This is a genomic window from Streptomyces sp. NPDC058880, assembly GCF_042742535.1.
Taxonomy (GTDB): domain Bacteria; phylum Actinomycetota; class Actinomycetes; order Streptomycetales; family Streptomycetaceae; genus Streptomyces.
Genome location: NZ_JBHYMC010000049.1, coordinates 33,463 through 53,071, shown reverse-complemented (window position 1 = coordinate 53,071; position 19,609 = coordinate 33,463). Strand labels below are relative to the sequence as shown.

The 19,609-nt window shown below is 72.2% G+C and carries 18 protein-coding genes; 9 read left to right on the top strand and 9 right to left on the bottom strand.

Translation table 11 applies throughout. The features are described 5' to 3' along the window. The first annotated feature begins 117 nt into the window (after positions 1-117). Positions 118-3,246, top strand: coding sequence for a sacsin N-terminal ATP-binding-like domain-containing protein (locus ACFW2G_RS24350; protein WP_384583579.1), 3,129 nt, complete (start codon positions 118-120; stop codon positions 3,244-3,246). A 37-nt stretch (positions 3,247-3,283) separates the two neighbouring features. On the opposite strand, the gene ACFW2G_RS24345 is transcribed toward ACFW2G_RS24350, so the two are convergent. After that, complete coding sequence (locus tag ACFW2G_RS24345) at positions 3,284-4,078, bottom strand: SGNH/GDSL hydrolase family protein (RefSeq protein WP_037924823.1); 795 nt, start codon at positions 4,076-4,078, stop codon at positions 3,284-3,286. Beyond that, positions 4,065-4,640, bottom strand: coding sequence for a PadR family transcriptional regulator (locus ACFW2G_RS24340; protein ID WP_384447723.1), 576 nt, complete (start codon positions 4,638-4,640; stop codon positions 4,065-4,067). The genes ACFW2G_RS24345 and ACFW2G_RS24340 overlap by 14 nt, the downstream gene beginning before the upstream one ends. A 122-nt stretch (positions 4,641-4,762) precedes the next feature. Between ACFW2G_RS24340 and ACFW2G_RS24335 the strand changes: the two genes are divergently transcribed. After that, complete coding sequence (locus ACFW2G_RS24335) at positions 4,763-5,179, top strand: nuclear transport factor 2 family protein (protein WP_384583597.1); 417 nt, start codon at positions 4,763-4,765, stop codon at positions 5,177-5,179. A gap of 15 nt (positions 5,180-5,194) precedes the next feature. Here the strand turns inward: ACFW2G_RS24335 and ACFW2G_RS24330 are convergent, their stop codons facing one another. Continuing rightward, positions 5,195-7,657, bottom strand: coding sequence for an HAD-IC family P-type ATPase (locus tag ACFW2G_RS24330; protein WP_384447729.1), 2,463 nt, complete (start codon positions 7,655-7,657; stop codon positions 5,195-5,197). A gap of 106 nt (positions 7,658-7,763) precedes the next feature. Beyond that, positions 7,764-8,099 (bottom strand): DUF2530 domain-containing protein, encoded by a 336-nt coding sequence (locus ACFW2G_RS24325; protein ID WP_037924816.1) that lies wholly within the window; start codon positions 8,097-8,099, stop codon positions 7,764-7,766. Between the two features lie 175 nt (positions 8,100-8,274). On the opposite strand from ACFW2G_RS24325, the gene ACFW2G_RS24320 reads away from it, so the two are divergent. After that, positions 8,275-9,735: an NCS2 family permease gene (locus ACFW2G_RS24320; RefSeq protein WP_384447732.1), complete on the top strand. Its 1,461-nt coding sequence runs from the start codon at positions 8,275-8,277 to the stop codon at positions 9,733-9,735. 13 nt (positions 9,736-9,748) lie between these two features. On the opposite strand, the gene ACFW2G_RS24315 is transcribed toward ACFW2G_RS24320, so the two are convergent. After that, on the bottom strand, positions 9,749-9,931 hold the full coding sequence (locus ACFW2G_RS24315) for a ribbon-helix-helix protein, CopG family (protein ID WP_078556757.1): 183 nt from the start codon (positions 9,929-9,931) through the stop codon (positions 9,749-9,751). A gap of 150 nt (positions 9,932-10,081) precedes the next feature. Here ACFW2G_RS24315 and ACFW2G_RS24310 point away from each other — a divergent pair, with 150 nt between their 5' ends. The 3 genes from ACFW2G_RS24310 to thpR all read left to right on the top strand — a co-directional run bounded on the left by ACFW2G_RS24310 (position 10,082) and on the right by thpR (position 12,568). Next, positions 10,082-10,519: a MarR family winged helix-turn-helix transcriptional regulator gene (locus ACFW2G_RS24310; RefSeq protein ID WP_030662370.1), complete on the top strand. Its 438-nt coding sequence runs from the start codon at positions 10,082-10,084 to the stop codon at positions 10,517-10,519. A gap of 26 nt (positions 10,520-10,545) precedes the next feature. Next, positions 10,546-11,907, top strand: a complete 1,362-nt coding sequence (locus tag ACFW2G_RS24305) for an MFS transporter (protein ID WP_384447736.1) — start codon at positions 10,546-10,548, stop codon at positions 11,905-11,907. 88 nt (positions 11,908-11,995) lie between these two features. Next, the gene (gene thpR / locus ACFW2G_RS24300; RefSeq protein ID WP_384583576.1) at positions 11,996-12,568 is read left to right on the top strand and encodes an RNA 2',3'-cyclic phosphodiesterase; all 573 of its coding nucleotides are present in this window, start codon (positions 11,996-11,998) and stop codon (positions 12,566-12,568) included. 87 nt (positions 12,569-12,655) lie between these two features. Here the strand turns inward: thpR and ACFW2G_RS24295 are convergent, their stop codons facing one another. From ACFW2G_RS24295 to ACFW2G_RS24280, 4 genes are all read right to left on the bottom strand, one after another. Beyond that, entirely contained in the window at positions 12,656-14,164 is a 1,509-nt protein-coding gene (locus ACFW2G_RS24295) for an FG-GAP-like repeat-containing protein (RefSeq protein ID WP_384583572.1), read from the bottom strand. A 95-nt stretch (positions 14,165-14,259) separates the two neighbouring features. Further along, complete coding sequence (locus tag ACFW2G_RS24290; protein WP_384583569.1) at positions 14,260-15,693, bottom strand: FG-GAP-like repeat-containing protein; 1,434 nt, start codon at positions 15,691-15,693, stop codon at positions 14,260-14,262. A gap of 253 nt (positions 15,694-15,946) precedes the next feature. Further along, positions 15,947-16,123 (bottom strand): hypothetical protein, encoded by a 177-nt coding sequence (locus tag ACFW2G_RS24285; RefSeq protein ID WP_384447747.1) that lies wholly within the window; start codon positions 16,121-16,123, stop codon positions 15,947-15,949. 325 nt (positions 16,124-16,448) lie between these two features. Continuing rightward, positions 16,449-17,441, bottom strand: a complete 993-nt coding sequence (locus ACFW2G_RS24280; protein WP_384447750.1) for a helix-turn-helix domain-containing protein — start codon at positions 17,439-17,441, stop codon at positions 16,449-16,451. Positions 17,442-17,580: 139 nt separating this feature from the next. Here ACFW2G_RS24280 and ACFW2G_RS24275 point away from each other — a divergent pair, with 139 nt between their 5' ends. The 3 genes from ACFW2G_RS24275 to ACFW2G_RS24265 all read left to right on the top strand — a co-directional run bounded on the left by ACFW2G_RS24275 (position 17,581) and on the right by ACFW2G_RS24265 (position 19,590). Next, positions 17,581-17,886, top strand: coding sequence for a hypothetical protein (locus ACFW2G_RS24275; protein ID WP_037924805.1), 306 nt, complete (start codon positions 17,581-17,583; stop codon positions 17,884-17,886). A 193-nt stretch (positions 17,887-18,079) separates the two neighbouring features. Continuing rightward, entirely contained in the window at positions 18,080-18,223 is a 144-nt protein-coding gene (locus ACFW2G_RS24270) for a hypothetical protein (RefSeq protein ID WP_157840289.1), read from the top strand. 377 nt (positions 18,224-18,600) lie between these two features. Continuing rightward, positions 18,601-19,590 (top strand): aldo/keto reductase, encoded by a 990-nt coding sequence (locus tag ACFW2G_RS24265; protein WP_384583566.1) that lies wholly within the window; start codon positions 18,601-18,603, stop codon positions 19,588-19,590. Positions 19,591-19,609: the final 19 nt, after the last annotated feature.

Sequence of the window (19,609 nt, the reverse complement as noted above, 5' to 3'; positions counted from 1 at the left end):
GTGACGTCCCGTCACCGGGGGCTCCCGCGTCCCCGGGTTCGCCCACCTCAGGGGCGAGGCGCGGCCCGCCACGCGATACCTTCAGGAGTTCGTTGGGCGATTCTTGGAGGCAGCGGCGTGAGCGTGCGAGTGACGGCGGCCCAGAGCGGCACGGACCCCTTCGGCACGGCCCGGCTGCGGCGCGGCGTGCTCGACGCCTGGGGAGCGGGCCCGGCCCGGTTTCGCGAGGACGCCAACGCCGAGGAGGACCTCGCGCTCGGCGGCTACCGGGACCGGCTCGTCGTCGAGCTGGCCCAGAACGCCGCCGACGCCGCGGCCCGCGCCGAGGCGCCCGGCCGGTTGCGGCTCACCCTCCACGAGGGCGAGGCCGGACGCGCGCTGCTGGCCGTCGCCAACACCGGCGCCCCGCTGGACGCGACGGGCGTGGAGTCCCTGAGCACCCTGCGCGCCTCCGCCAAGCGGGAGCCCGCCGCGGAGAGCGTGGGCCGTTTCGGCGTCGGCTTCGCAGCCGTTCTCGCCGTCTGCGACGAGCCGGCCGTGCTCGGCCGCCACGGCGGGGTCCGCTGGTCCCTCGCCGAGGCCCGCGAACTGGCCCGCGAGGCCGCCGTCGGCAGCCCCGGCCTCGGCGACGAACTGCGCCGCCGCGACGGTCACGTGCCGCTGCTGCGCCTCCCGCTGCCCGCCGAGGGCACCGCCCCCGAGGGCTACGACACCGTCGTGGTCCTGCCGCTGCGCGACGCCGCCGCGGAGGACCTCGTCGAACGGCTCCTCGCGGGCATCGACGACGCCCTGCTGCTGACCCTGCCCGGACTCTGCGAGGTCGTCGTGGAGACCCGGGCCGGCTCGCGCACCCTCACCCGCCGCGACGAGGGCGCCTACACCGTCGTCGAGGACACCACCGGCTCCGGCACGCGCACCAACCGCTGGCGCACCGTCCGCCACGGCGGCGCCATCGAGAAGGCGCTGCTCGCCGACCGGCCCGTCGAGGAACGGCTGCGGCCCGCCTGGGCGGTGTCGTGGGCGGTGCCCGTCGACGCCGACGGCGCCCCGCTGCGCCCGAGCACCGCACCCGTGGTGCACGCCCCGACGCCCACCGACGAGCCGCTGGGCATCCCGGCACTGCTCATCGCGACCCTGCCGCTGGACACCAGTCGCCGCCACCCCGCACCGGGGCCGCTGACCGACTTCCTCGTGCAGCGTGCCGCCGACGCCTACGCCGAACTCCTCGGCGCCTGGGATCCGGTGGGCACCGGGCTCGTGGACCTGGTGCCCGGCCCGCTCGGCAAGGGCGAGCTGGACGGCGCCCTGCGCGCCGCCGTGCTGGAGCGGCTGCCGCGTACGGCGTTCCTCGCACCGGCCGCGCCGCCCGAGCACGCCGAGGAGCGGGGCGCCCTGCGCCCGTTCGAGGCCGAGGTGGTGGAGGGCGCGGGCGCCGAGACCGTACGGGTCCTCGCGGAGGTCCTGCCGACCCTGCTGCCGGCCGGCCTGGAGCGTCGCGCCGAGCTGCGCACCCTGGGCGTGGGCCGGCTCCCGCTGGGCGATGCCGTCGAGCGGATCGCGGGCATCGAGCGGACCCCCGAGTGGTGGTACCGGCTGTACGACAGCCTCGCCGGGGTGGACCCCGACCGCCTGTCGGGGCTGCCCGTGCCGCTCGCCGACGGCCGTACGACGATCGGGCCGCGGCACGTCCTGCTCCCGTACGCGGACACGCCCGCGGACCTGGCCCGGCTGGGGCTGAAGGTGGCCCACCCGGAGGCGGCGCACCCGCTGTTGGAGAAGCTCGGCTCTCTCCCGGCGACGGCGCGCGCGGTCCTGACGACCCCGCAGGTGCGGGCCGCGGTGGCCGCGTCCCTGGACGCCGGGGAGATCTGGGACGAGGACGCCGACACCCTGGACGCCGACGAGCTCGCCGAGGTGGTCCTCGGGCTGGTCCGCGATGCGGAACTGGCGCCCGGCGACGAGCCGTGGCTCGGCGCGCTGGCCCTGCCGGACGAGGACGGGGAGCTGACTCCCGCCGGTGAACTGCTGCTGCCGGGATCGCCCCTGGCCTCGGTCATCCGCGAGGACGAGGTCCCGTTCGTGGACGCCGAGCTGGCCGAGCGGTGGGGCGAGGCCCCGCTGACCGCCTGCGGGGTGCTGGCCTCCTTCCAGCTGGTGCGCGCCACCGACGTGGTCCTGGACCCGGACGAACTGGAGCCGCGGGAGGGCGACTACGCCGAGCCGGACGACGCGGGGCTGCTGGACGCGGTGGACGTGTGGTGCGAGGACGTGCTGGACCAGTTGCCGGACCTGCCCGTCCCGCCGGTGGCGACCGAGCTGGTGGCCGTGCGCGACCTGGACCTCGTCGACGACGGCTGCTGGCCGCAGGCCCTCGCCATGCTGGCGCAGCCGCCGCTGCGGGACGCGCTGACCCAGCCGGTGCGGATCCTGCTGCCGGACGGGACGACGCAGTCGGTGCGCCCGTACACGGCGTGGTGGCTGCGCGACCACCCGGTGCTGGACGGCCGCCGCCCGGCGGGCCTGCGGGCGGCGGGCGGTGACCCGCTGCTGGAGGGCCTCTACACCTCGGCGGACGCCACCGGTTTCGAGGACGAGCAGGTGCTGCGGGCGCTGGGCGTACGGACGTCCGTGCCGGCGCTGCTGGACGAGCCCGGCGGTGCGGCGGAGCTGCTGGGCCGGCTCGCCGACCCCGACCGGGAGGTGACCGACCGGCAGTTGCACGGCCTGTACAACGCGCTGGCCGATCTCGACCCCGAGCAGGTGACCCTGCCGGACGAGTTGCGGGCGGTGGAGGACGGCGAGGTGGTCGTCGTGGATGCGGCGGACGCGGTGATCGCGGACGCCCCGGACCTGCTGCCGCTGGCGGCGGGGCTGCCCCTGCTGCCGGTGTCCCCGGTACGTGCGGCGGACCTCGCGGAGCTGCTCCAGGTGCGCCGGCTGTCGGAGACGGTCCCGGCGGAGGTGACGACGCCGGGTGAGGAGCACGAGGTGCCGGAGGCGGTGCGGGTGCTGCTCGGCCCGGCGACGCCGGCGACGTATGTCGAGCACGAGGAGCTGGTCGCGGGCGGCACGGAGCTGGACTGGCGGCGCACACCCGACGGCACCCTGCACGCGTCCACCCTGGAGGGCGTGGCGGCGGGCCTGGCCTGGTCCGCGGGCCAGTGGCCGCGCCGCTTCGAGGTGGCCGCGCTTCTGGAGGACCCGTCCCGCACGGCGGAGCTGGCACGGGACCGCTGGTTCGACTGAGGGCCGTCCCGGCATCCCGGCTGGGACGCGGGTCGGGTCACCGCTCGCCGGCGCTCGCGGCGGCCAGGGGCAGCAGGTCGGGGCGCTTGGCGCTCCGGCCGTCGCCGGAGGAGCGGCCGCGCAGTCGGCGGCCCAGCCAGGGGCCCAGGAAGGCGGCCGCCCAGCGCAGCTCGGCCGCGACGGCCGCACCCGGCGCGGGGGCGGCCCGCGGCGGCAGCGGGTGCGCCCAGCTGTCATCGCTGCCGGGCAGGCCGACGGCGTGGGCGAGGGCGGCGGCGATGCGCTCGTGGCCGAGGGAGCTGGCGTGCAGCCGGTCCGTGGTCCACATCCGCGGGTCGGCGACGGCGTCCGGCAGGGCGGTCTCGGCGACGGTGACGCCGTGCCGGGCGGCCGCCTCGCGGATGCGGTCGTTGAGGTCGCCCAGGCGGGGTGCGAGGGGCCGGGCGATCGGCACGATCCGGCCCAGGTCGGGGAAGGTGACGGTGGCCACGTGGGCGCCGGCCGCCGTGAGCGCGGCGAACATCTCCTCGACCTCGCCCGCGACCCGCGCCGCGTCGAACCGGGGCCGCAGGACGTCGTTGACACCCGCGACGACGGTGGCGATGTCGGGCCGCAGGGCCAGCGCGGGGCCGAGCTGTTCGGCGCGGACCTGGCCGGCGAGCCGTCCGCGTACGGCGAGGTTGGCGTAGCGCAGGCCGGGGCGCGCGGCCTCCAGGTGTCCGGCGAAGCGGTCGGCGAAGCCGCGCAGGCCCGTGGTGTCGTCGCCGTCGCCGAGGCCTTCGGTCTGGCTGTCACCCAGGGCGACGTAGCGCCGGTAGTCAGTGCTCGGCACGGCTGGTCCGCCCCTCTCGCTCTCGCAGGATCGCCGCGCTGCGGCGGCACCAGTCGCGGTGGCCCTGTTCGAAGGCGATGCCGCGCAGGCAGGTCAGGTAGCCGCCGATGCGTTCGCCGTGGAGCAGGAACTCCTCCTCGTCCAGGTCGCCGCGCATCCTGCGCAGGACCTTGCCGAGGAGTTCGAGCTTGGCGTCGGCCGCGGACGCCCGTTCCTCCAGTTGTGCGATCACGGGCCGGGTGCCGATCCGGTCGGCGTTCTGCACCTTGACCAGGAGGTCGTCGCGGATGACCGAGGGCTTGGACGAGGCGGCCGCGAATTCCTCCAGTTCGGTCCGGCCGGCGTCGGTGACGCGGAAGAGGCGTTTGTTGGGCCGGGTTTCCTGGACCACCTGCCGGCCCTCGACCAGGCCTTCCTTCTCCAGTCTGGCGAGCTCGGTGTAGAGCTGCTGGGGGGAGGCGTGCCAGAAGTTCGCGACGCCGATGTCGAAGGACTTCGCCAGTTCGTAGCCGCTGAACTCACCGTCGAGCAGCGCCGCCAGTACGGCATGCCGCAGGGCCATCGCGACCGCCCCTTCCTTTTCCTCGCGCTCCCCCGCATGATACTCATGAAACTGAGTAGTCAATTCCTTGAGTAGTGGTAGCCGCATCCGCATCTGGAGGAGCCGTGGAGTCCGTGGAGTCCGTGAGGGAGACCGCCGAACGCTTCCGCGCCGCCGTGGAGAGGCGTGACCTCTCCGCGCTGGAGCACCTGTTCACCGAGGACATCAGGCTGTACAGCCCGGTGAAGTTCCGCCCGTTCGAGGGCAGGCCGATGGTGCTGGGGCTCTTCGGGGTCCTGCTGCGCGTCTTCGAGGACCTGCGCTACGTCGGCCACTTCGACGGCGCGACCGAGACCGGCGCGGACGGCACCGAGGCGCCGGCGTCCGTCCTGCCCTTCCGGGCCACGGTGGACGGCAAGGAGATCCACGGCATCGACATGCTGCACTTCGACGGGGCGGGCCGGATCAAGGAGTTCACGGTGATGGTCCGCCCCCAGTCCGCGGTCCACACCCTGGGCCGGGCCGTCCTGGCCGGCCTCCAGGCGGACGGCCTGGCCTGAGCCCCGTCGCAGCGGTCAGGCCGGGAACCTGCGGTCCACCCAGCGGAAGGTGAACTCGATGAGGACCGCGGCGGCCGCCGCGATCGCCACCGCAGTCCACGGCATCGTGGTGCCGACCAGCTTGAGCTGGAAGAAGTCCTGGAGCCACGGCACGATCAGGACGATCAGGAAGGCCGTACCCATCGCACCCACCAGGGCCGCACGCCACCAGGTGTACGGGCGCGCGATGATCGCGAGGACCCACATCGAGGTCAGGAACAGCGTCAGCGTCGCGGCACTGGTCTCCGCGGGGAGGGCTTCGGCGCCCGTGTAGTGGTGGCGTGCGATCAGGTAGGTGACGAAGGTGGCCGTCGCCGCGATCACGCCGCCGGGGATGGCGTAGCGCATCACCCTTTTCACGAAGTGCGGCTTGGCGCGCTCCTTGTTCGGGGCCAGCGCCAGGAAGAAGGCCGGGATCCCGATGGTGAGGGTGGACAGCAGGGTCAGGTGCCGCGGCAGGAAGGGGTACTCGACCTGCGAGCAGACCACCAGGATGGCCAGCAGCACCGAGTAGACCGTCTTCGTGAGGAAGAGGGTGGCCACGCGCGTGATGTTGCCGATGACCCGGCGGCCCTCGGCGACCACCGACGGCAGTGTGGAGAAGCTGTTGTTGAGGAGGACGATCTGTGCGACCGCGCGGGTGGCCTCCGAGCCGGAGCCCATGGAGACGCCGATGTCGGCGTCCTTGAGGGCGAGCACGTCGTTGACGCCGTCGCCGGTCATGGCGACGGTGTGGCCCCTGGACTGCAGGGCGCCGACCATGTCCCGCTTCTGCTGCGGGGTGACACGTCCGAAGACGGAGTTCCCGTCCAGGACCTCTGCCATCTCGGCCTGCTCCGCAGGAAGCGTGCGGGCGTCGACGGTGTTCTGGGCTCCGGGCAGGCCCAGCTTGCCTGCGACGGCGCCGACGGAGATCGCGTTGTCGCCGGAGATGACCTTCGCCTTGACGTCCTGCTCCTCGAAGTAGCGCAGCGTGTCGGCGGCGTCGGGGCGCAGCCGCTGCTCCAGGACGACCAGCGCGGTCGGCCTGACTCCGGTGGCGACGGCCTCGTCGTCCAGCTCCCGGGCGGAGCGGGCGAGCAGCAGGACCCGCAGGCCCTGTTCGTTGAGGTCGTTGATCTCGTCGAGGGCGGGGTCCCCGGCGGGCAGCAGAACGTCGGGGGCGCCGAGCAGCCAGGTGTTGTTCTCGCCGTCGCCCTCGCTGAAGCTGGCGCCGCTGTACTTGCGGGCGGAGGAGAAGGGCAGGGACTCGGTGCACCGCCACTCGGCGCTGTCGGGGTAGGCGTCGATGATCGCCTGGAGGCTGGCGTTGGGGCGGGGGTCGGACTCACCGAGGGCACCGAGCACCTTCTTGACGTACTCCGGGTCCGCGCCGCCGAGCGGGCGGAGCTCGGTGACGTCCATGCCGCCCTCGGTGAGGGTGCCGGTCTTGTCGAGGCAGACCACGTCGACGCGGGCAAGGCCCTCGATGGCGGGCAGTTCCTGCACGAGGCACTGTTTGCGGCCGAGGCGGATGACGCCGATCGCGAAGGCCACGGAGGTGAGCAGGACGAGCCCCTCGGGGATCATCGGCACGATCCCGCCGACGGTCCGGGCGATGGCGTCGTCGAGGTTGTTCTCCTTGACGACGAGCTGGCTGATGATCAGGCCGATGGAGGTCGGGATCATCATCCAGGTGACGTACTTCAGGATGGTGGAGATGCCGGAGCGCAGCTCGGAGTGGACGAGCGTGAACCGGGAGGCCTCTTCGGCCAACTGGGCGGCGTAGGCCTCGCGGCCGACCTTGGTGGCGGTGAACGCGCCGCCGCCGGCGACCACGAAGGAGCCGGACATGACCTGGTCGCCGGGCTTCTTCAGAACGGGGTCGGCCTCGCCGGTGAGCAGGGACTCGTCGATCTCCAGGCCGTCGGATTCGCCGACGGAGCCGTCGACGACCACCTTGTCGCCGGGGCCGAGTTCGATGACGTCGCCGAGGACGATCTCGGAAGTGGAGATCTCGGCGGTCCGGCCGTCGCGGCGGACGCTGGGCCTGGCCTCGCCGATGACGGCGAGGGAGTCGAGGGTCTTCTTCGCGCGCAGTTCCTGGATGATGCCGATGCCGGTGTTCGCGATGATCACGAAGCCGAAGAGGCTGTCCTGGATCGGCGCGACGAAGAGCATGACCACCCACAGGACGCCGATGATGGCGTTGAACCGGGTGAAGACGTTGCCGCGGACGATGTCGGTGGTGGAGCGCGAGGAGCGGACGGGGACGTCGTTGACGTCCCCGCGGGCCACCCGCTCGGCGACCTCGGCCGTGGTCAGCCCGCCCGGCGTGAAGCGGGGTGCCGGCGGCCGTACGGGGTGTACGGGGTCGAGCTCGGTCCCCGCGTCGATGGCCGTGCCGGGACCACCGGTCGGCTCCGGCCCGTCGTGCTCGATCCTCGCCCCATGCGTCATGGTTTCGACGGTAAGCGGGGTTCGAACGCTCCACCCGCCGAAAAGTCCGAAGATACGACTTGGGGATGACCCGAATCGTCCGCTGGTCGCGGCCGGGCCCGGAGCCCTAGGCTCCCGCGGCCCCGTTCGACCGGCCGGCCTGCGCGGCCCCGGCCGCCCCCGCCGGCCCCGCGGCGTGGGCGGCCTCCGCCGCCTGCGTATCGGCGTGCCGCCGGAGGGCCGCCTCACGGCCACGGACGTACCAGATGCCGATCAGGCCGAGGAAGCCGCCGGCCGCGCACGTCCAGACCCACCACAGCTGACCGCGGTCGGCGAACCATCCGTAGAACGGCAGCTGGACCACGAAGAGGGCGAACCAGAGGATCGTTCCTCCGGTGACCGTCGCGACGACGGGGCCCTCCAGGGGCTCGGGCGCCTCATGCTTCGCAGTCCATTTCGCCATGCGGCCAGTTTAAGCGGGACCCGTCCCGGACCCGTCCGGAACCCGTCCGACCAGGACCTCCGCCCGGCAGGTCAGTGTCTACGCGCGGAGATGGACGGCCCTTCCCTGATGTGTTCATACTGAAACGGTTTGGGCGCGGCCCATTTTCTTCGTATGAACCACCCATGAGGACCGTATGAGCACCCCGGCCCCCGCCCCCGCACCCGCCGCTCCGGAGTCTTCCCCCCGAGGGCCCTCCGGCGGGCTGGACCGCCACTTCAAGATCTCCGAGCGCGGCTCGACCGTGGCCCGTGAGGTCCGCGGCGGTTTCGCGACCTTCTTCGCCATGGCGTACATCATCGTGCTGAACCCGATCATCCTGGGCAGCGCGAAGGACATGTACGGCCACCAGCTGGACAGCGGCCAGCTCGTGACGGCCACCGTCCTGACGGCCGCCTTCACCACCCTCCTCATGGGCGTCGTCGGCAACGTCCCCATCGCCCTCGCCGCGGGCCTCGGCGTGAACACCGTCGTGGCCCTCCAGCTCGCCCCGCGCATGAGCTGGCCCGATGCGATGGGCATGGTGGTGCTGGCCGGCTTCGTGGTGATGCTGCTGGTGGCCACCGGACTGCGCGAGCGCGTCATGAACGCCGTCCCGCTGGGCCTGCGCAAGGGCATCGCCATCGGCATCGGCTTGTTCATCATGCTGATCGGCCTGGTCGACTCGGGCTTCGTCTCCCGCATCCCGGACGCCGCGCACACCACCGTCCCGCTGCAGCTCGGCGGCAACGGCCACCTGCACGGCTGGCCCGTCCTGATCTTCGCGGTCGGCACCCTGCTCACCCTCGCCCTGCTGATCCGCAAGGTCCCCGGCGCGATCCTGATCTCGATCGTGGCCATGACCCTGGTCGCGGTCGTCGTGCAGCTCGCCGCCGACCTGCCGGACTCCGGCTGGGGCCTGACCGTCCCGGCCTGGCCCGGCAACCCGGTCGCCGCGCCCGACTTCGGGCTCGTGGGCCAGGTCAGCCTGTTCGGCGGCTTCGGCAAGGTCGGACTGCTCACCGGCATCCTGTTCGTCTTCACCGTGCTGCTGTCCTGCTTCTTCGACGCCATGGGCACGATCCTGGGCGTCGGCGACGAGGCCAAGCTGATCGACAAGAGCACGGGCGAGTTCCCCGGCATCAACCGGGTCCTGTTCGTCGACGGCCTCGCCGTCGCCTCGGGCGGCGCGAGCTCCTCCTCGGCGACCACCTGCTTCGTGGAGTCCACGGCCGGCGTCGGCGAGGGTGCCCGTACGGGCCTGGCGAACGTCGTGACGGGCGCCCTCTTCGCCGTGGCGCTGTTCTTCACCCCGCTGGCCACCATGGTCCCGTCCCAGGCCGCGACGCCCGCGCTGGTCGCGGTGGGCTTCCTGATCCTGTCGGGATCGATCAAGGACATCGACTGGAGCGACTTCACCATCGCCGTGCCGGCCTTCCTGGCCATGGTGATGATGCCCTTCACCTACTCGATCACCAACGGCATCGGCATCGGGTTCATCGCCTTCAGCGTGCTGCGCCTGGCGACCGGCCGGGGCCGCGAGGTCCCGCTCGCCATGTACGTGGTGTCGGCGGTGTTCGTCTTCTTCTACGCGATGCCCGCGCTCGGCCTCGGCTAGCGCACGGGCGGGCTCACGTCAGCCCGTAGAACTTCTCCGTCTCGTCGACGGCCGTCTTGAAGCGCTCGTCGAAGTCGTCGCGAATGAGCGTCCGGACCACATAGTCCTGGACGCTCATTCCGCGTTTGGCGGCATGGATCCGGAGCCTGTCGAGGAGCTCCCCGTCTATGCGCATGCTCAGCACATGTGTCCCCATGCCGAAAGAGTCGGGGCACAGGGTGCGCGCGCGGGTCGCTTTCGGCCGCCGACTCACCCGTACGAGTGACTTGGCGCATACCTGACACGCACCCGCGCGCGACCGGAAACCCGGTGTTCTTTAGCGAGAGTAATGAGTTACTCTAAATACATGCCTGACCTCTCCCATGGCGACGACGCTGCCGCCGTGAACGACCTCCGCTCCGCCGTCATGCGGCTGGGGCGGCGCCTGAAGCACCAGCGCGTCGACGAGTCGCTGAGCCCGACCGAAATGTCGGTCCTCGGCACCCTCGCCCGCTGCGGCCAGGCCACCCCCGGTGAGCTGGCGCGGCGGGAACACGTCCAGCCACCGTCCATGACGCGCATCGTCGCGTTGCTGGAAGCCAAGGGACTGGTCACGCTGGAACCGCACCCCGACGACCGCCGCCAGAAGGTGGTCCGCCAGACGGAGGAAGCCGAAGCGATGCTCGAAGAGAGCCGCCGCAAGCGCAACGCCTTCCTGGCCGGGCTCGCGGCAGAGCTGACCGAGGACGAATGGGCCAAGCTGCGCGCGGCCGCACCCGTCCTGGAGAAACTCGCGCACCTGTAAGGAACGACGCCAGGAGGCGAACGCTTTTGAGTACGGGAAACGGAGCAGACTCCGCACCCGGCCACATATCCACCCCCACCACCGCCGCGCGCACCGCGGCACCCCCGGGCAGGAACCGGGGGATGTTCAGCTCGCTGAGGATCCGCAACTACCGGCTCTTCGCCACCGGCCAGGTCGTCTCGAACACCGGCACCTGGATGCAGCGCATCGCCCAGGACTGGCTGGTCCTCTCCCTGACCGGTTCCGCCTCCGCCGTCGGCATCACCATCGCCCTGCAGTTCCTGCCGATGCTGGTCCTCGGCCTCTACGGAGGCGTACTCGCCGACCGGCTGCCCAAGCGGCCCCTGCTCCTCGCCACCCAGAGCGCGATGGGCCTGACCGGCATCGCACTCGCCGCACTCACCCTCGCCGGCCACGTCCAGGTCTGGCACGTCTACCTCGCGGCCCTGCTCCTCGGCCTGGTCACCGTCGTGGACAACCCGGCCCGGCAGACCTTCGTCTCCGAGATGGTCGGCACGGACCAGGTCGCCAACGCCGTCAGCCTCAACTCGGCCAACTTCCAGTCCGCGCGACTGGTCGGCCCGGCGATCGCGGGTGTGCTGATCACCGCCGTCGGGTCCGGCTGGGCGTTCCTGCTCAACGGCCTGTCCTTCGCCGCGCCCATCGCCGGCCTGCTCATGATGCGGACGAAGGAGCTGCACCCCGTCGAGCCCCGGCCGCGCGCCAAGGGACAGCTGCGCGAAGGCCTGCGCTACGTCGCCGGCCGACCCGAGCTGGTCTGGCCGATCGTGCTCGTCGGCTTCGTCGGCACCTTCGGGTTCAACTTCCCGATCTGGCTCTCGGCGTTCGTGAGCGACGTCTTCCACGGCGACGCGGGCACCTACGGACTCTTCAACACCCTGATCGCGGCCGGCTCCCTCGCGGGCGCCCTGCTCGCCGCCCGCCGGGGGCAGTCCCGCCTGCGGGTGCCCGTGGCCGCGGCCGCGCTGTTCTCCGTACTGCTCCTCGTGGCCGCCTTCGCGCCCGGCTTCCGGCTCTTCGCCGCGCTGCTCGTGCCCATCGGCGTCTTCGGCCTGACGGTCAACGTCACCGCCAACTCCAGCGTGCAGATGGCCACCGACCCCGAGATGCGGGGCCGGGTCATGGCCCTCTTCATGATGGTCTTCACCGGCGGCACTCCGCTGGGCGCCCCGCTGCTGGGCTGGATCACGGACACCTACGGCGCGCGCGTCGGCATGGCCTCGGGCGCTCTCATCTCCCTGGCCGCGTCGGTGACCATCGCCGTGGTCCTGGCCCGTGTCGGCAACCTCCGGCTGCGGGTCGACCGCCGCGGGGTGGCCTTCGTGCCGGCCGTCACCCGACGCCGCGAACTGGTGACGGTGGCCTGACCCGCCACCGCCCGGGGCTCCGCCCCCGACCCCCGCCGGGCCCGACCGGACCCGCGCGGGGGCGGCGCGCACGGCCTACGCTCACCGCATGAGACTGTTCGCCGCCGTTCTGCCCCCGGACGCGGCCGTCGCCGAGCTCGCCGCCGCCGTGCACGCGCTGCGCGACGACCGGCTGACCTGGACCGCGCCAGCGGGCTGGCACGTCACGCTGGCCTTCATGGGCGAGGTGCGCGACGACGTGCTCCCCGAGCTGCACGCCCGCCTGGAGCGGGCCGCCCACCGTACGGCGCCCTTCGCGCTGCGCCTGCACGGCTGCGGCCACTTCGGCGACCGCGCCCTGTGGACCGGCGCCGCCGGCGAGCTCGACGCCGTGCGCCTGCTTGCCGACCGGGCCGACGCCGCCGCGCGGCGGGCCGGGATCCCGATGGAGCAGCACCGCCGGTACACGCCGCACCTCACCCTCGCCCGCACCCGCGGCCCCCGGCACGGGCACGGCGCCCCCACACCGCTGCGCCCCTACCTGGAGGCCCTCGCGGACTTCGAGGGCACGTCCTGGCAGGTGGACACGCTCAGCCTGGTCCGCAGCAGCCTGCCGGTGAGCGGAGTGCCGGGTGAGCAGCCGCGCTACGAAACCGTACGCGCCTGGCCGCTGGTCGGCTGAGCCGCTGCGCACGGCGCACGCCGTGAGGCGGACCGTCCCCGCGGGGACGGTCCGCCTCACGTGTCTTCACGTCTTCACGCCGGGTGACTACCAGCCCCCGGTGCCGATCTCCTTGCGGGCGCCCAGGCCTCCCGAGCCGGTCCCCGGGTAGAGGAAGAGCTTGCCGGTGGAGTTCTGGACGGCGATCAGGTCGTCGGACATCTGCGAGTTCAGCAGGTCGCCGCCGATCAGGTCGGACATGCCGTTCCAGCCGCCCGAGCCGATCTGGATGCGCGGGCTCAGGTAGCCCTTGTCACCGGGGTACATGAAGAGCTTGCCCGTCGACTTCTCCACGGCGACCAGGTCCTGACGGCCGCTGTTGTTCAGGTCCATGCCGGTCAGGTTGGACATGCCGTTCCAGCCGCCCGAGCCGATCTGCTTGCGGGAGGCGAGCTGGCCGCTCGACGTACCCGGGTAGAGGTAGAGCTTGCCGGTGGACTTCTCCACGGCCGCCAGGTCGGCGATCTTGTCGCCGTTGAGGTTGAGGGCGGTCAGGTTCGACATGCTGTTCCAGCCGCCCGTACCGATCAGCACGCGGCTGCCGCCGGACGCGATCGTCGAGTTGTCGGCGCCCTTGTAGAGCCACAGCTTGCCGGTGGACTCCTCCACCGCGACGATGTCGTCCCTGCCGTCGCCGTTGAAGTCGCCGCCGGTCAGGTTGGACATGCCGTTCCAGCCGCCCGTACCGATCAGGACGCGGCTGCCGCCGGACGCGATGGTGCCGTTGGCGGCGCCCTTGTAGAGCCACAGCTTGCCGGTCGAGGCCTCCACCGCGGCGACGTCGACCACGCCGTCGCCGTTGAGGTCGGCCGCGGCCAGGTCGGTCATGCCGGTCGTACCGGGGGACGGGTCGCCGGGACCGGGGATGCCGGGCTCCGGGGTGGGAGTGCCGCAGTTCTTGCTGGTCAGGACCTTCGACCAGGAGCCGCTGCCGCTGAAGGGGCTGCCATTGAACACCGTGCGCTGGTCGTCCGCCTGGTAGCGCTGCTCGTAGTGCAGGTGGGCGCCGGAGGAGTTGCCGGTGCTGCCGACGACGCCGATCTGCTGGCCGGCCTTGACGGTGGCGCCGTTGGAGATGCTGAAGCCGTTGAGGTGAGCGTAGACCGTCGACCAGCCGCCACCGTGGTTGATGACGACGTACTTGCCGTAGCTGCGGTTGCCCAGGTCGGTCACCTGTGCCACACCGCCGGCGCTCGCCACCACGGGCGAGTTGAGCGTGGACCCGCCGTGCGTCCAGTCGACCGCGTGGGCGGTGGGGCTGTGGTACGAGCGGGAGGCGCCCTGCCAGGTCTCCCCGCACCTGAACGGCATCTGGAAGTCGGGGCGGTTGTCACCGGAAGCCGCCGCCATGGCCATGGGGGCCGGGCCCTCGGGCAGGCCCAGCTCGGCGGCGGTCAGCTCGGGCAGGTCACCGTGCGGGTCCTCCGCACCGCCGTCGGCGTTCGCGCCGCCGGCCGAGAGGGCCACCGCGGCGACGGTGGCGCAGACCAGACCGGTCGCTATCCGGACCCGGCGGGACATGAACCGGGCGAGGGGGGAGGTGGTCTCAACAGACATGGGGGTGCTTCCAAACCGGCACGAGGGTGCCAAGAAAAGGTGTCAGGGAAGGGGAGTTGCGAAAGGTGAGCGGGGAGATGCGCCGCGACGCGGGGCTACCAGCCCCCGGAGCCGATCTCCTTGCGCGCCCCCAGACCCGTGCCGGTGCCCGGGTAGAGGTAGAGCTTTCCGGTGGCCTTCTCGACGGCGACGAGATCGTCGTTCGCGTTCGAGGTGAAGTCGCCGCCGATCAGGTCGTTCATGCCGTTCCAACCGCCGGAGCCGATCTCCTTGCGGGAGTTCAGGCCGCTGCCGTTGCTGGTGTAGAGGTAGAGCTTTCCGGTGGACTGCTCGGCGCCGACGACATCGGTCCTGCCGTCGTTGTCGATGTCCATCCCGACGAGGTCGTGCAGGCCGTTCCAACCGCCGCTGCCGATCATGACGCGGCTGCTGCCGCCGCCGATCGATCCGGCGCCGTTGCCCTTGTAGAGCCACAACTTGCCGGTGGACCTCTCGACGCCCGCGACATCGGCCCTGCCGTCGCCGTTGAAGTCACCGCCCATCAGCTCGGACATGCCGTTCCAGCCGCCCGAGCCGATCTCCTTGCGGGAGTTCAGGCCGCTGCCGGTGCCCGGGTAGAGGTACAGCTTTCCGCTGGCCTCCTCCACCGCGACGATGTCCTCCCGGCCGTCGCCGTTGAAGTCGCCGCCGGTCAGGTTGGACATGCCGTTCCAGCCGCCCGAGCCGATCAGGACGCGGCTGCCGCCGGACGCGATGGTGCCGTTGGAGGCGCCCTTGTAGAGCCACAGCTTGCCGGTCGAGGCCTCGACGCCGACCACGTCGTCCACGGCGTCGCCGTTGATGTCGGCGGCGACGAGGTCGGTCATGCCGGGTGCGGGCGCCGGCGGGGTGGTCACGTCGTCGGCGATGTTCTTGTAGCGGACGGGCTGGTAGGGGCCGTAGCCCGGGTAGTACGGGTAGTCGTAGACGCGGTGGTGGACTCCGCTGGGGGTGAAGTCGAAGCCCCAGTACTGGGTGCGGCCGGAGTTGGCCCACTTCTCGAAGAGGACGACGTGGCCGGCAGAGCCCGCGTCGTCGTCCAGCAGGGCGTCGCCCGCCTTCAGTTCCGCCTTGGTGATCGGCTCGGTCACGCCGCGGGAGGCGAAGGTGTTGGTGGCCGGCTGGAAGTCCAGGTCCCAGGCCATCGAGACAAAGCCCGAGCAGTCCGTGCGGTATCCACCGTGACGGCCGCCGCCGGAGTAGACCAGGCCGATGCCGACCCAGCTCTTGGCCCGGGCTATCACCGAACTGCGGGTGATCTTCGTGGTGGCCTCCGCGGCGAAGGCCGTCGCCCGGGACTCCCCGTCGACCGGCCCCTCGGGGCCCTGGCCGGGGCTGCCGTAGTCGGGGTTGGCGGGCGGCTCGGCGGTGACCGCCGCCGGGGCGGCGACCGCCGCGGTGTCGACGGCGACGACGGCGCCGGCGGCGACGGCCCCGGCGACGAGGGCGGCTACGGCGGCATGGCGGGCGTTCAACCCGTATCGGGACATGGTTGTGCTCCGGTTCTGGTCGGGCGAGGTCTGGGGTGACGGCCGGGAGCGCGGGCTCGACCGGCGGTGGCGCTGCATGATGTGCGGTAAGTGAGGTCGCGGTGCGTGATGTGCGCAGTGCGTGATGTGCGCAGTGCGTGATGTGCGCGGTGCGTGCGACGTGGCGGACGGACGGCTGTCCTGCAGGTACAGCGGTCCCGCGGGGCGACGCGGTGGTGCGGGCGGTGGTGCGGGGCGATCCGGCTACGGGACCTTACGGACGGCTCGTCGCCGCTGTCGGCAGGGCTCCGGCGGGGCCCGCCTGACCGGCCGTGCTGCCCGACACCGCGACCGGGTGGGCCGGGGCGTGGGCGGAGGCCATCGGTGCGACGGAGGTGATGCCGAGGGTGAGGGCGACGACCGCGGTGGCCCGGAGCATTCCCTTGCGCATGGCGTGGTTCGTCCTTTCGGTATGCATGGCTGGTGGCTTGAACCCATCGCCCTCGGACGTCCCGCGGTGGCGTCCGTTGAGGGGCTTCAGGGCCTTCGGTCCTTGCCTCCGGGGCGGCTGCCCCGCTGACAGGCATTAGATTCGCCGCTGCCAGGGCCGGACGGAAGAGAGATCAACTGGCCCGAAAGGGCCTTGGCCGGACCCGTCCACAGTGGCCTGATCCGGTTGCCTCCACGCATGCGAAAGGCCGCCCGGCGGGACCACTTTCGTGAACCCGCCGGGCGGCCTTCGTGTGCGGCGCCTGCCGGAGCGGCGCCTGCGGGCCTCAGGCCCGCGCCGGCAGCCAGCCCTCCTGGACGGCCCGGGCCCCGGCCTCGAAGCGACTGCGGGCGCCGAGCCGTTCCATCAGCTCGTTGGCGATGCGCCGGGCCGTACGCGAGGAGACCCCCAGCCGCTTGGCTATCGCCTCGTCCGTGTGCCCCTCCGCCAACAGGCGTACGGCGGCGGCCTGCTGGGAGGTCAGCCCGTCCGGACCCAGGACCGCCACCTCCGCCAGCGGCTGCGCCGTCGCCCACGTCGACTCGAAGAGCGCGCAGAGGGCGACCAGCATCCCGTGCCCGCTCAGGACGACGGCACCCGCCGCGGAGTCGTCGCTCACCGGGATCAGCGCCGTCCGGCGGTCGACGATGAGCATCCGGGTCGGCAGCGACGCTGCCGTACGGACCTGGCCGCCGAGCTCCGTGAGCCAGTTGGCGTGCTCGACGGAGGGCCGACTGTTGCGCACGCTGTCGAGATAGAGGGTGCGCATGCGGACGCCGCGTTCCAGCAGCGTTCTGTTCAGAGGGCGCGAGGCGGCCAGGGCCGACTCGCTCAGCGTCGCGTCCGGCGAGAACGCCAGCAGCTCCTCCTTCGTCTCCCTGGTCAGCGCGACCAGTCGGTCACGGACCGCGTCGAGCCCGATGAGCTGCTCCACGCCGGGGTGTCGGGCGGCCGGCCGCAGCTCCGAGTACTCGGAGATCAGCCTGGCCGCGGCGGCCCGGGACGCCTCCAGCCGCTGCTGCTGCGCGGCGAGCTCCGCCTGGCCCCGGGCCATCAGGATCTCCATCCCGATGTCCGGGGAGACGGCCCGCAACCGCCCGCTGTCGTCGGCCGACGGCTGGACCAGGGCCAGCTCACTCAGCAGGTCCAGGGCCTCGCGTACGCCGCTCTCGCCGATCCCGACGGCGTCGGCGAGCGCGGCGACACCCGACCCGGGTTCCATGAGCATGGCGCGGTAGACGGCTTCGGCTCTCGCATCGAGGCCCAGTTCGGTCAACATGTGGTTCCCCCCACCCCCGTTGGCACTTCACTGTGAAAGATCATCTCAAAGAAGCGGCGGATGGCCAGATGCGTCCACGGCCGCAACCGGCCTGCCGGATCGGTGTCCGGCACGGGGGCGGCGACGCGACGGTGGAGGCATGTACCTCGTCCATGCCCGTCTGCGGACGGTGCCCCCGGTGGAAGTGCCCGACGATCTGCGCGAGGCTGCCCGCGCCGGCCTGAGGCCGAGGGACCGGGTGGAGCACCTGGCGGTGCACCCGCAGTCCGCGGAGCACTTCACCCTCGGCTTCTACCTCCTCTCGGACTCCCTGGAGGAGGCGGAGCGGCACGCCGAGTCGGTCTGCCGCCGCCTGCTCGGCGCGCGGGCCCTGCCCGCGGCCCGCCTGCTGGACGTCGGCGTCCCGCTGATGCCGGTGTCCCTGATGGAGCGGCGGAGCGGCTGACAGCCGGGGGCGTGGCGACCGCTGTCCTCATCCGTCCACGGACGGTTTGGGCCAGCAGATACCCCTTCTCCCCCCGCTGAGCTGCGGCTTAGCTATGTCTCACCGGAAAGGGACAGCGCCACCGCGGGGTGCGGGACCGACCGGGAAGCCACCGCCGACACGCCTCATGGCAACCGAAGGGACACCGGACATCATGAACGCCACCCGCCTCGTCAAGGCCGCCGCGGTCGTCGCCCTCGCCCTGGTCCTGGGCACCCCGGCGGTGGCTTCCGCCGCCCCGATCGCCGCCGCCAAGCCCCCGGTCGCCGCCCAGAACGGTGACATGAGCTGGCAGTGACCGCCCGGCCACGGCCGGCAGCGCACCCCTCGCGGCACAGCCCCTGCGTCCACGACGCAGGGGCTGCCGCGTTAGGCTCGACGGGTGGACCCCAAGACCCGAAACCGTGTGATGGCCGGTGTGCTCGTGCTGATGTTCCTCGTCGTCGCCGTGGCTGCCGCCACCGGCCAGTAGGCCTGCACCTCCTCGCCCGGCCCCAGCTCGATGGCGCCCGGCACCCGGCGCCGGGGCGAGTCTCCGGCGTACGCAGAATCGGCGAGCGGACCGGTGACCGGCCCTGCGGTCGGCCCGCTGCCCCGGGACGCGCCGACACACGAGGAGCGGCCGAGCGCCCTGCTCTTGCCTGGAGTGGACTCGAAGCAGTTGGCTTGTGCCCCATGAAGTACACGCAGCTCGGACGCACCGGACTCAAGGTCAGCCGACTCGTCCTCGGCACGATGAACTTCGGTCCGCAGACAGACGAACCGACCAGCCACGGCATCCTGGACGCCGCCCTCGCCGCAGGTCTGAATTTCGTGGACACGGCCAATGTGTACGGGTGGGGTGAGAACAAGGGGCGCACCGAGGAGATCATCGGAACCTGGTTCGCCCAAGGCGGCGGCCGCCGCGACAAGACCGTCCTGGCCACCAAGGTCTACGGCTCCATGTCCCGTGAGGGCGAGACCTGGCCCAACGAGGACCGCCTGTCGGCACGGAACATCCGCCGGGCCGTCGAGGCCAGCCTCAAGCGGCTCCAGACCGACCACATCGACCTGTACCAGTTCCACCACATCGACCGCCGGACCCCCTTCGAGGAGATCTGGCAGGCCGTCGACGTGCTGATCCAGCAGGGCAAGATCCTCTACGCCGGCTCCTCCAACTTCCCCGGCTACAAGATCGCCCAGGCCAATGAGACGGCCGCCCGGCGCGGGATGGTCGGCCTGGTCAGCGAGCAGTGCCTCTACAACCTCGCCGAACGGCGGGCCGAGATGGAGGTCGTCCCGGCCGCCCAGGACTACGGCCTCGGGGTCATCCCGTGGTCGCCGCTGCACGGCGGACTGCTGGGCGGGGTCATCAAGAAGGAGGCCAAGGGCGGCCGCCGCGCGTCGGGGCGCTCCGCGGACGCGCTGGCCAACAGTTCGGTACGGGCCCAGGTTCAGGCGTACGAGGACCTGGTCGACAAGCACGGCCTGGATCCCGCCGAGACCGCCCTGGCCTGGCTGCTCACCCGGCCGGGAGTGACGGGCCCCATCGTCGGCCCGCGCACCGCCGAGCAGTTGGACGGTGCTCTGCGCGCGCTGGAACTGGAGCTCGGCGAGGAACTGCTGACCGGCCTGGACGAGATCTTCCCCGGGCCGGGACCGTCCCCGGAGGCCTTCGCCTGGTAGTCGAACAGCCGTCCGCACG

Coding starts and splice junctions, on each gene's coding strand:
- ACFW2G_RS24340 (WP_384447723.1), bottom strand. CDS start 4,640: ATGGCCCTGCGGCATGCCGTACTGGCGGCGCTGCTCGACGGTGAGTTC.
- ACFW2G_RS24330 (WP_384447729.1), bottom strand. CDS start 7,657: ATGACGCATGGGGCGAGGATCGAGCACGACGGGCCGGAGCCGACCGGT.
- ACFW2G_RS24325 (WP_037924816.1), bottom strand. CDS start 8,099: ATGGCGAAATGGACTGCGAAGCATGAGGCGCCCGAGCCCCTGGAGGGC.
- ACFW2G_RS24320 (WP_384447732.1), top strand. CDS start 8,275: ATGAGCACCCCGGCCCCCGCCCCCGCACCCGCCGCTCCGGAGTCTTCC.
- ACFW2G_RS24315 (WP_078556757.1), bottom strand. CDS start 9,931: ATGGGGACACATGTGCTGAGCATGCGCATAGACGGGGAGCTCCTCGAC.
- ACFW2G_RS24310 (WP_030662370.1), top strand. CDS start 10,082: ATGCCTGACCTCTCCCATGGCGACGACGCTGCCGCCGTGAACGACCTC.
- thpR (WP_384583576.1), top strand. CDS start 11,996: ATGAGACTGTTCGCCGCCGTTCTGCCCCCGGACGCGGCCGTCGCCGAG.
- ACFW2G_RS24295 (WP_384583572.1), bottom strand. CDS start 14,164: ATGTCTGTTGAGACCACCTCCCCCCTCGCCCGGTTCATGTCCCGCCGG.
- ACFW2G_RS24290 (WP_384583569.1), bottom strand. CDS start 15,693: ATGTCCCGATACGGGTTGAACGCCCGCCATGCCGCCGTAGCCGCCCTC.
- ACFW2G_RS24285 (WP_384447747.1), bottom strand. CDS start 16,123: ATGCGCAAGGGAATGCTCCGGGCCACCGCGGTCGTCGCCCTCACCCTC.
- ACFW2G_RS24280 (WP_384447750.1), bottom strand. CDS start 17,441: ATGTTGACCGAACTGGGCCTCGATGCGAGAGCCGAAGCCGTCTACCGC.
- ACFW2G_RS24275 (WP_037924805.1), top strand. CDS start 17,581: ATGTACCTCGTCCATGCCCGTCTGCGGACGGTGCCCCCGGTGGAAGTG.
- ACFW2G_RS24270 (WP_157840289.1), top strand. CDS start 18,080: ATGAACGCCACCCGCCTCGTCAAGGCCGCCGCGGTCGTCGCCCTCGCC.
- ACFW2G_RS24265 (WP_384583566.1), top strand. CDS start 18,601: ATGAAGTACACGCAGCTCGGACGCACCGGACTCAAGGTCAGCCGACTC.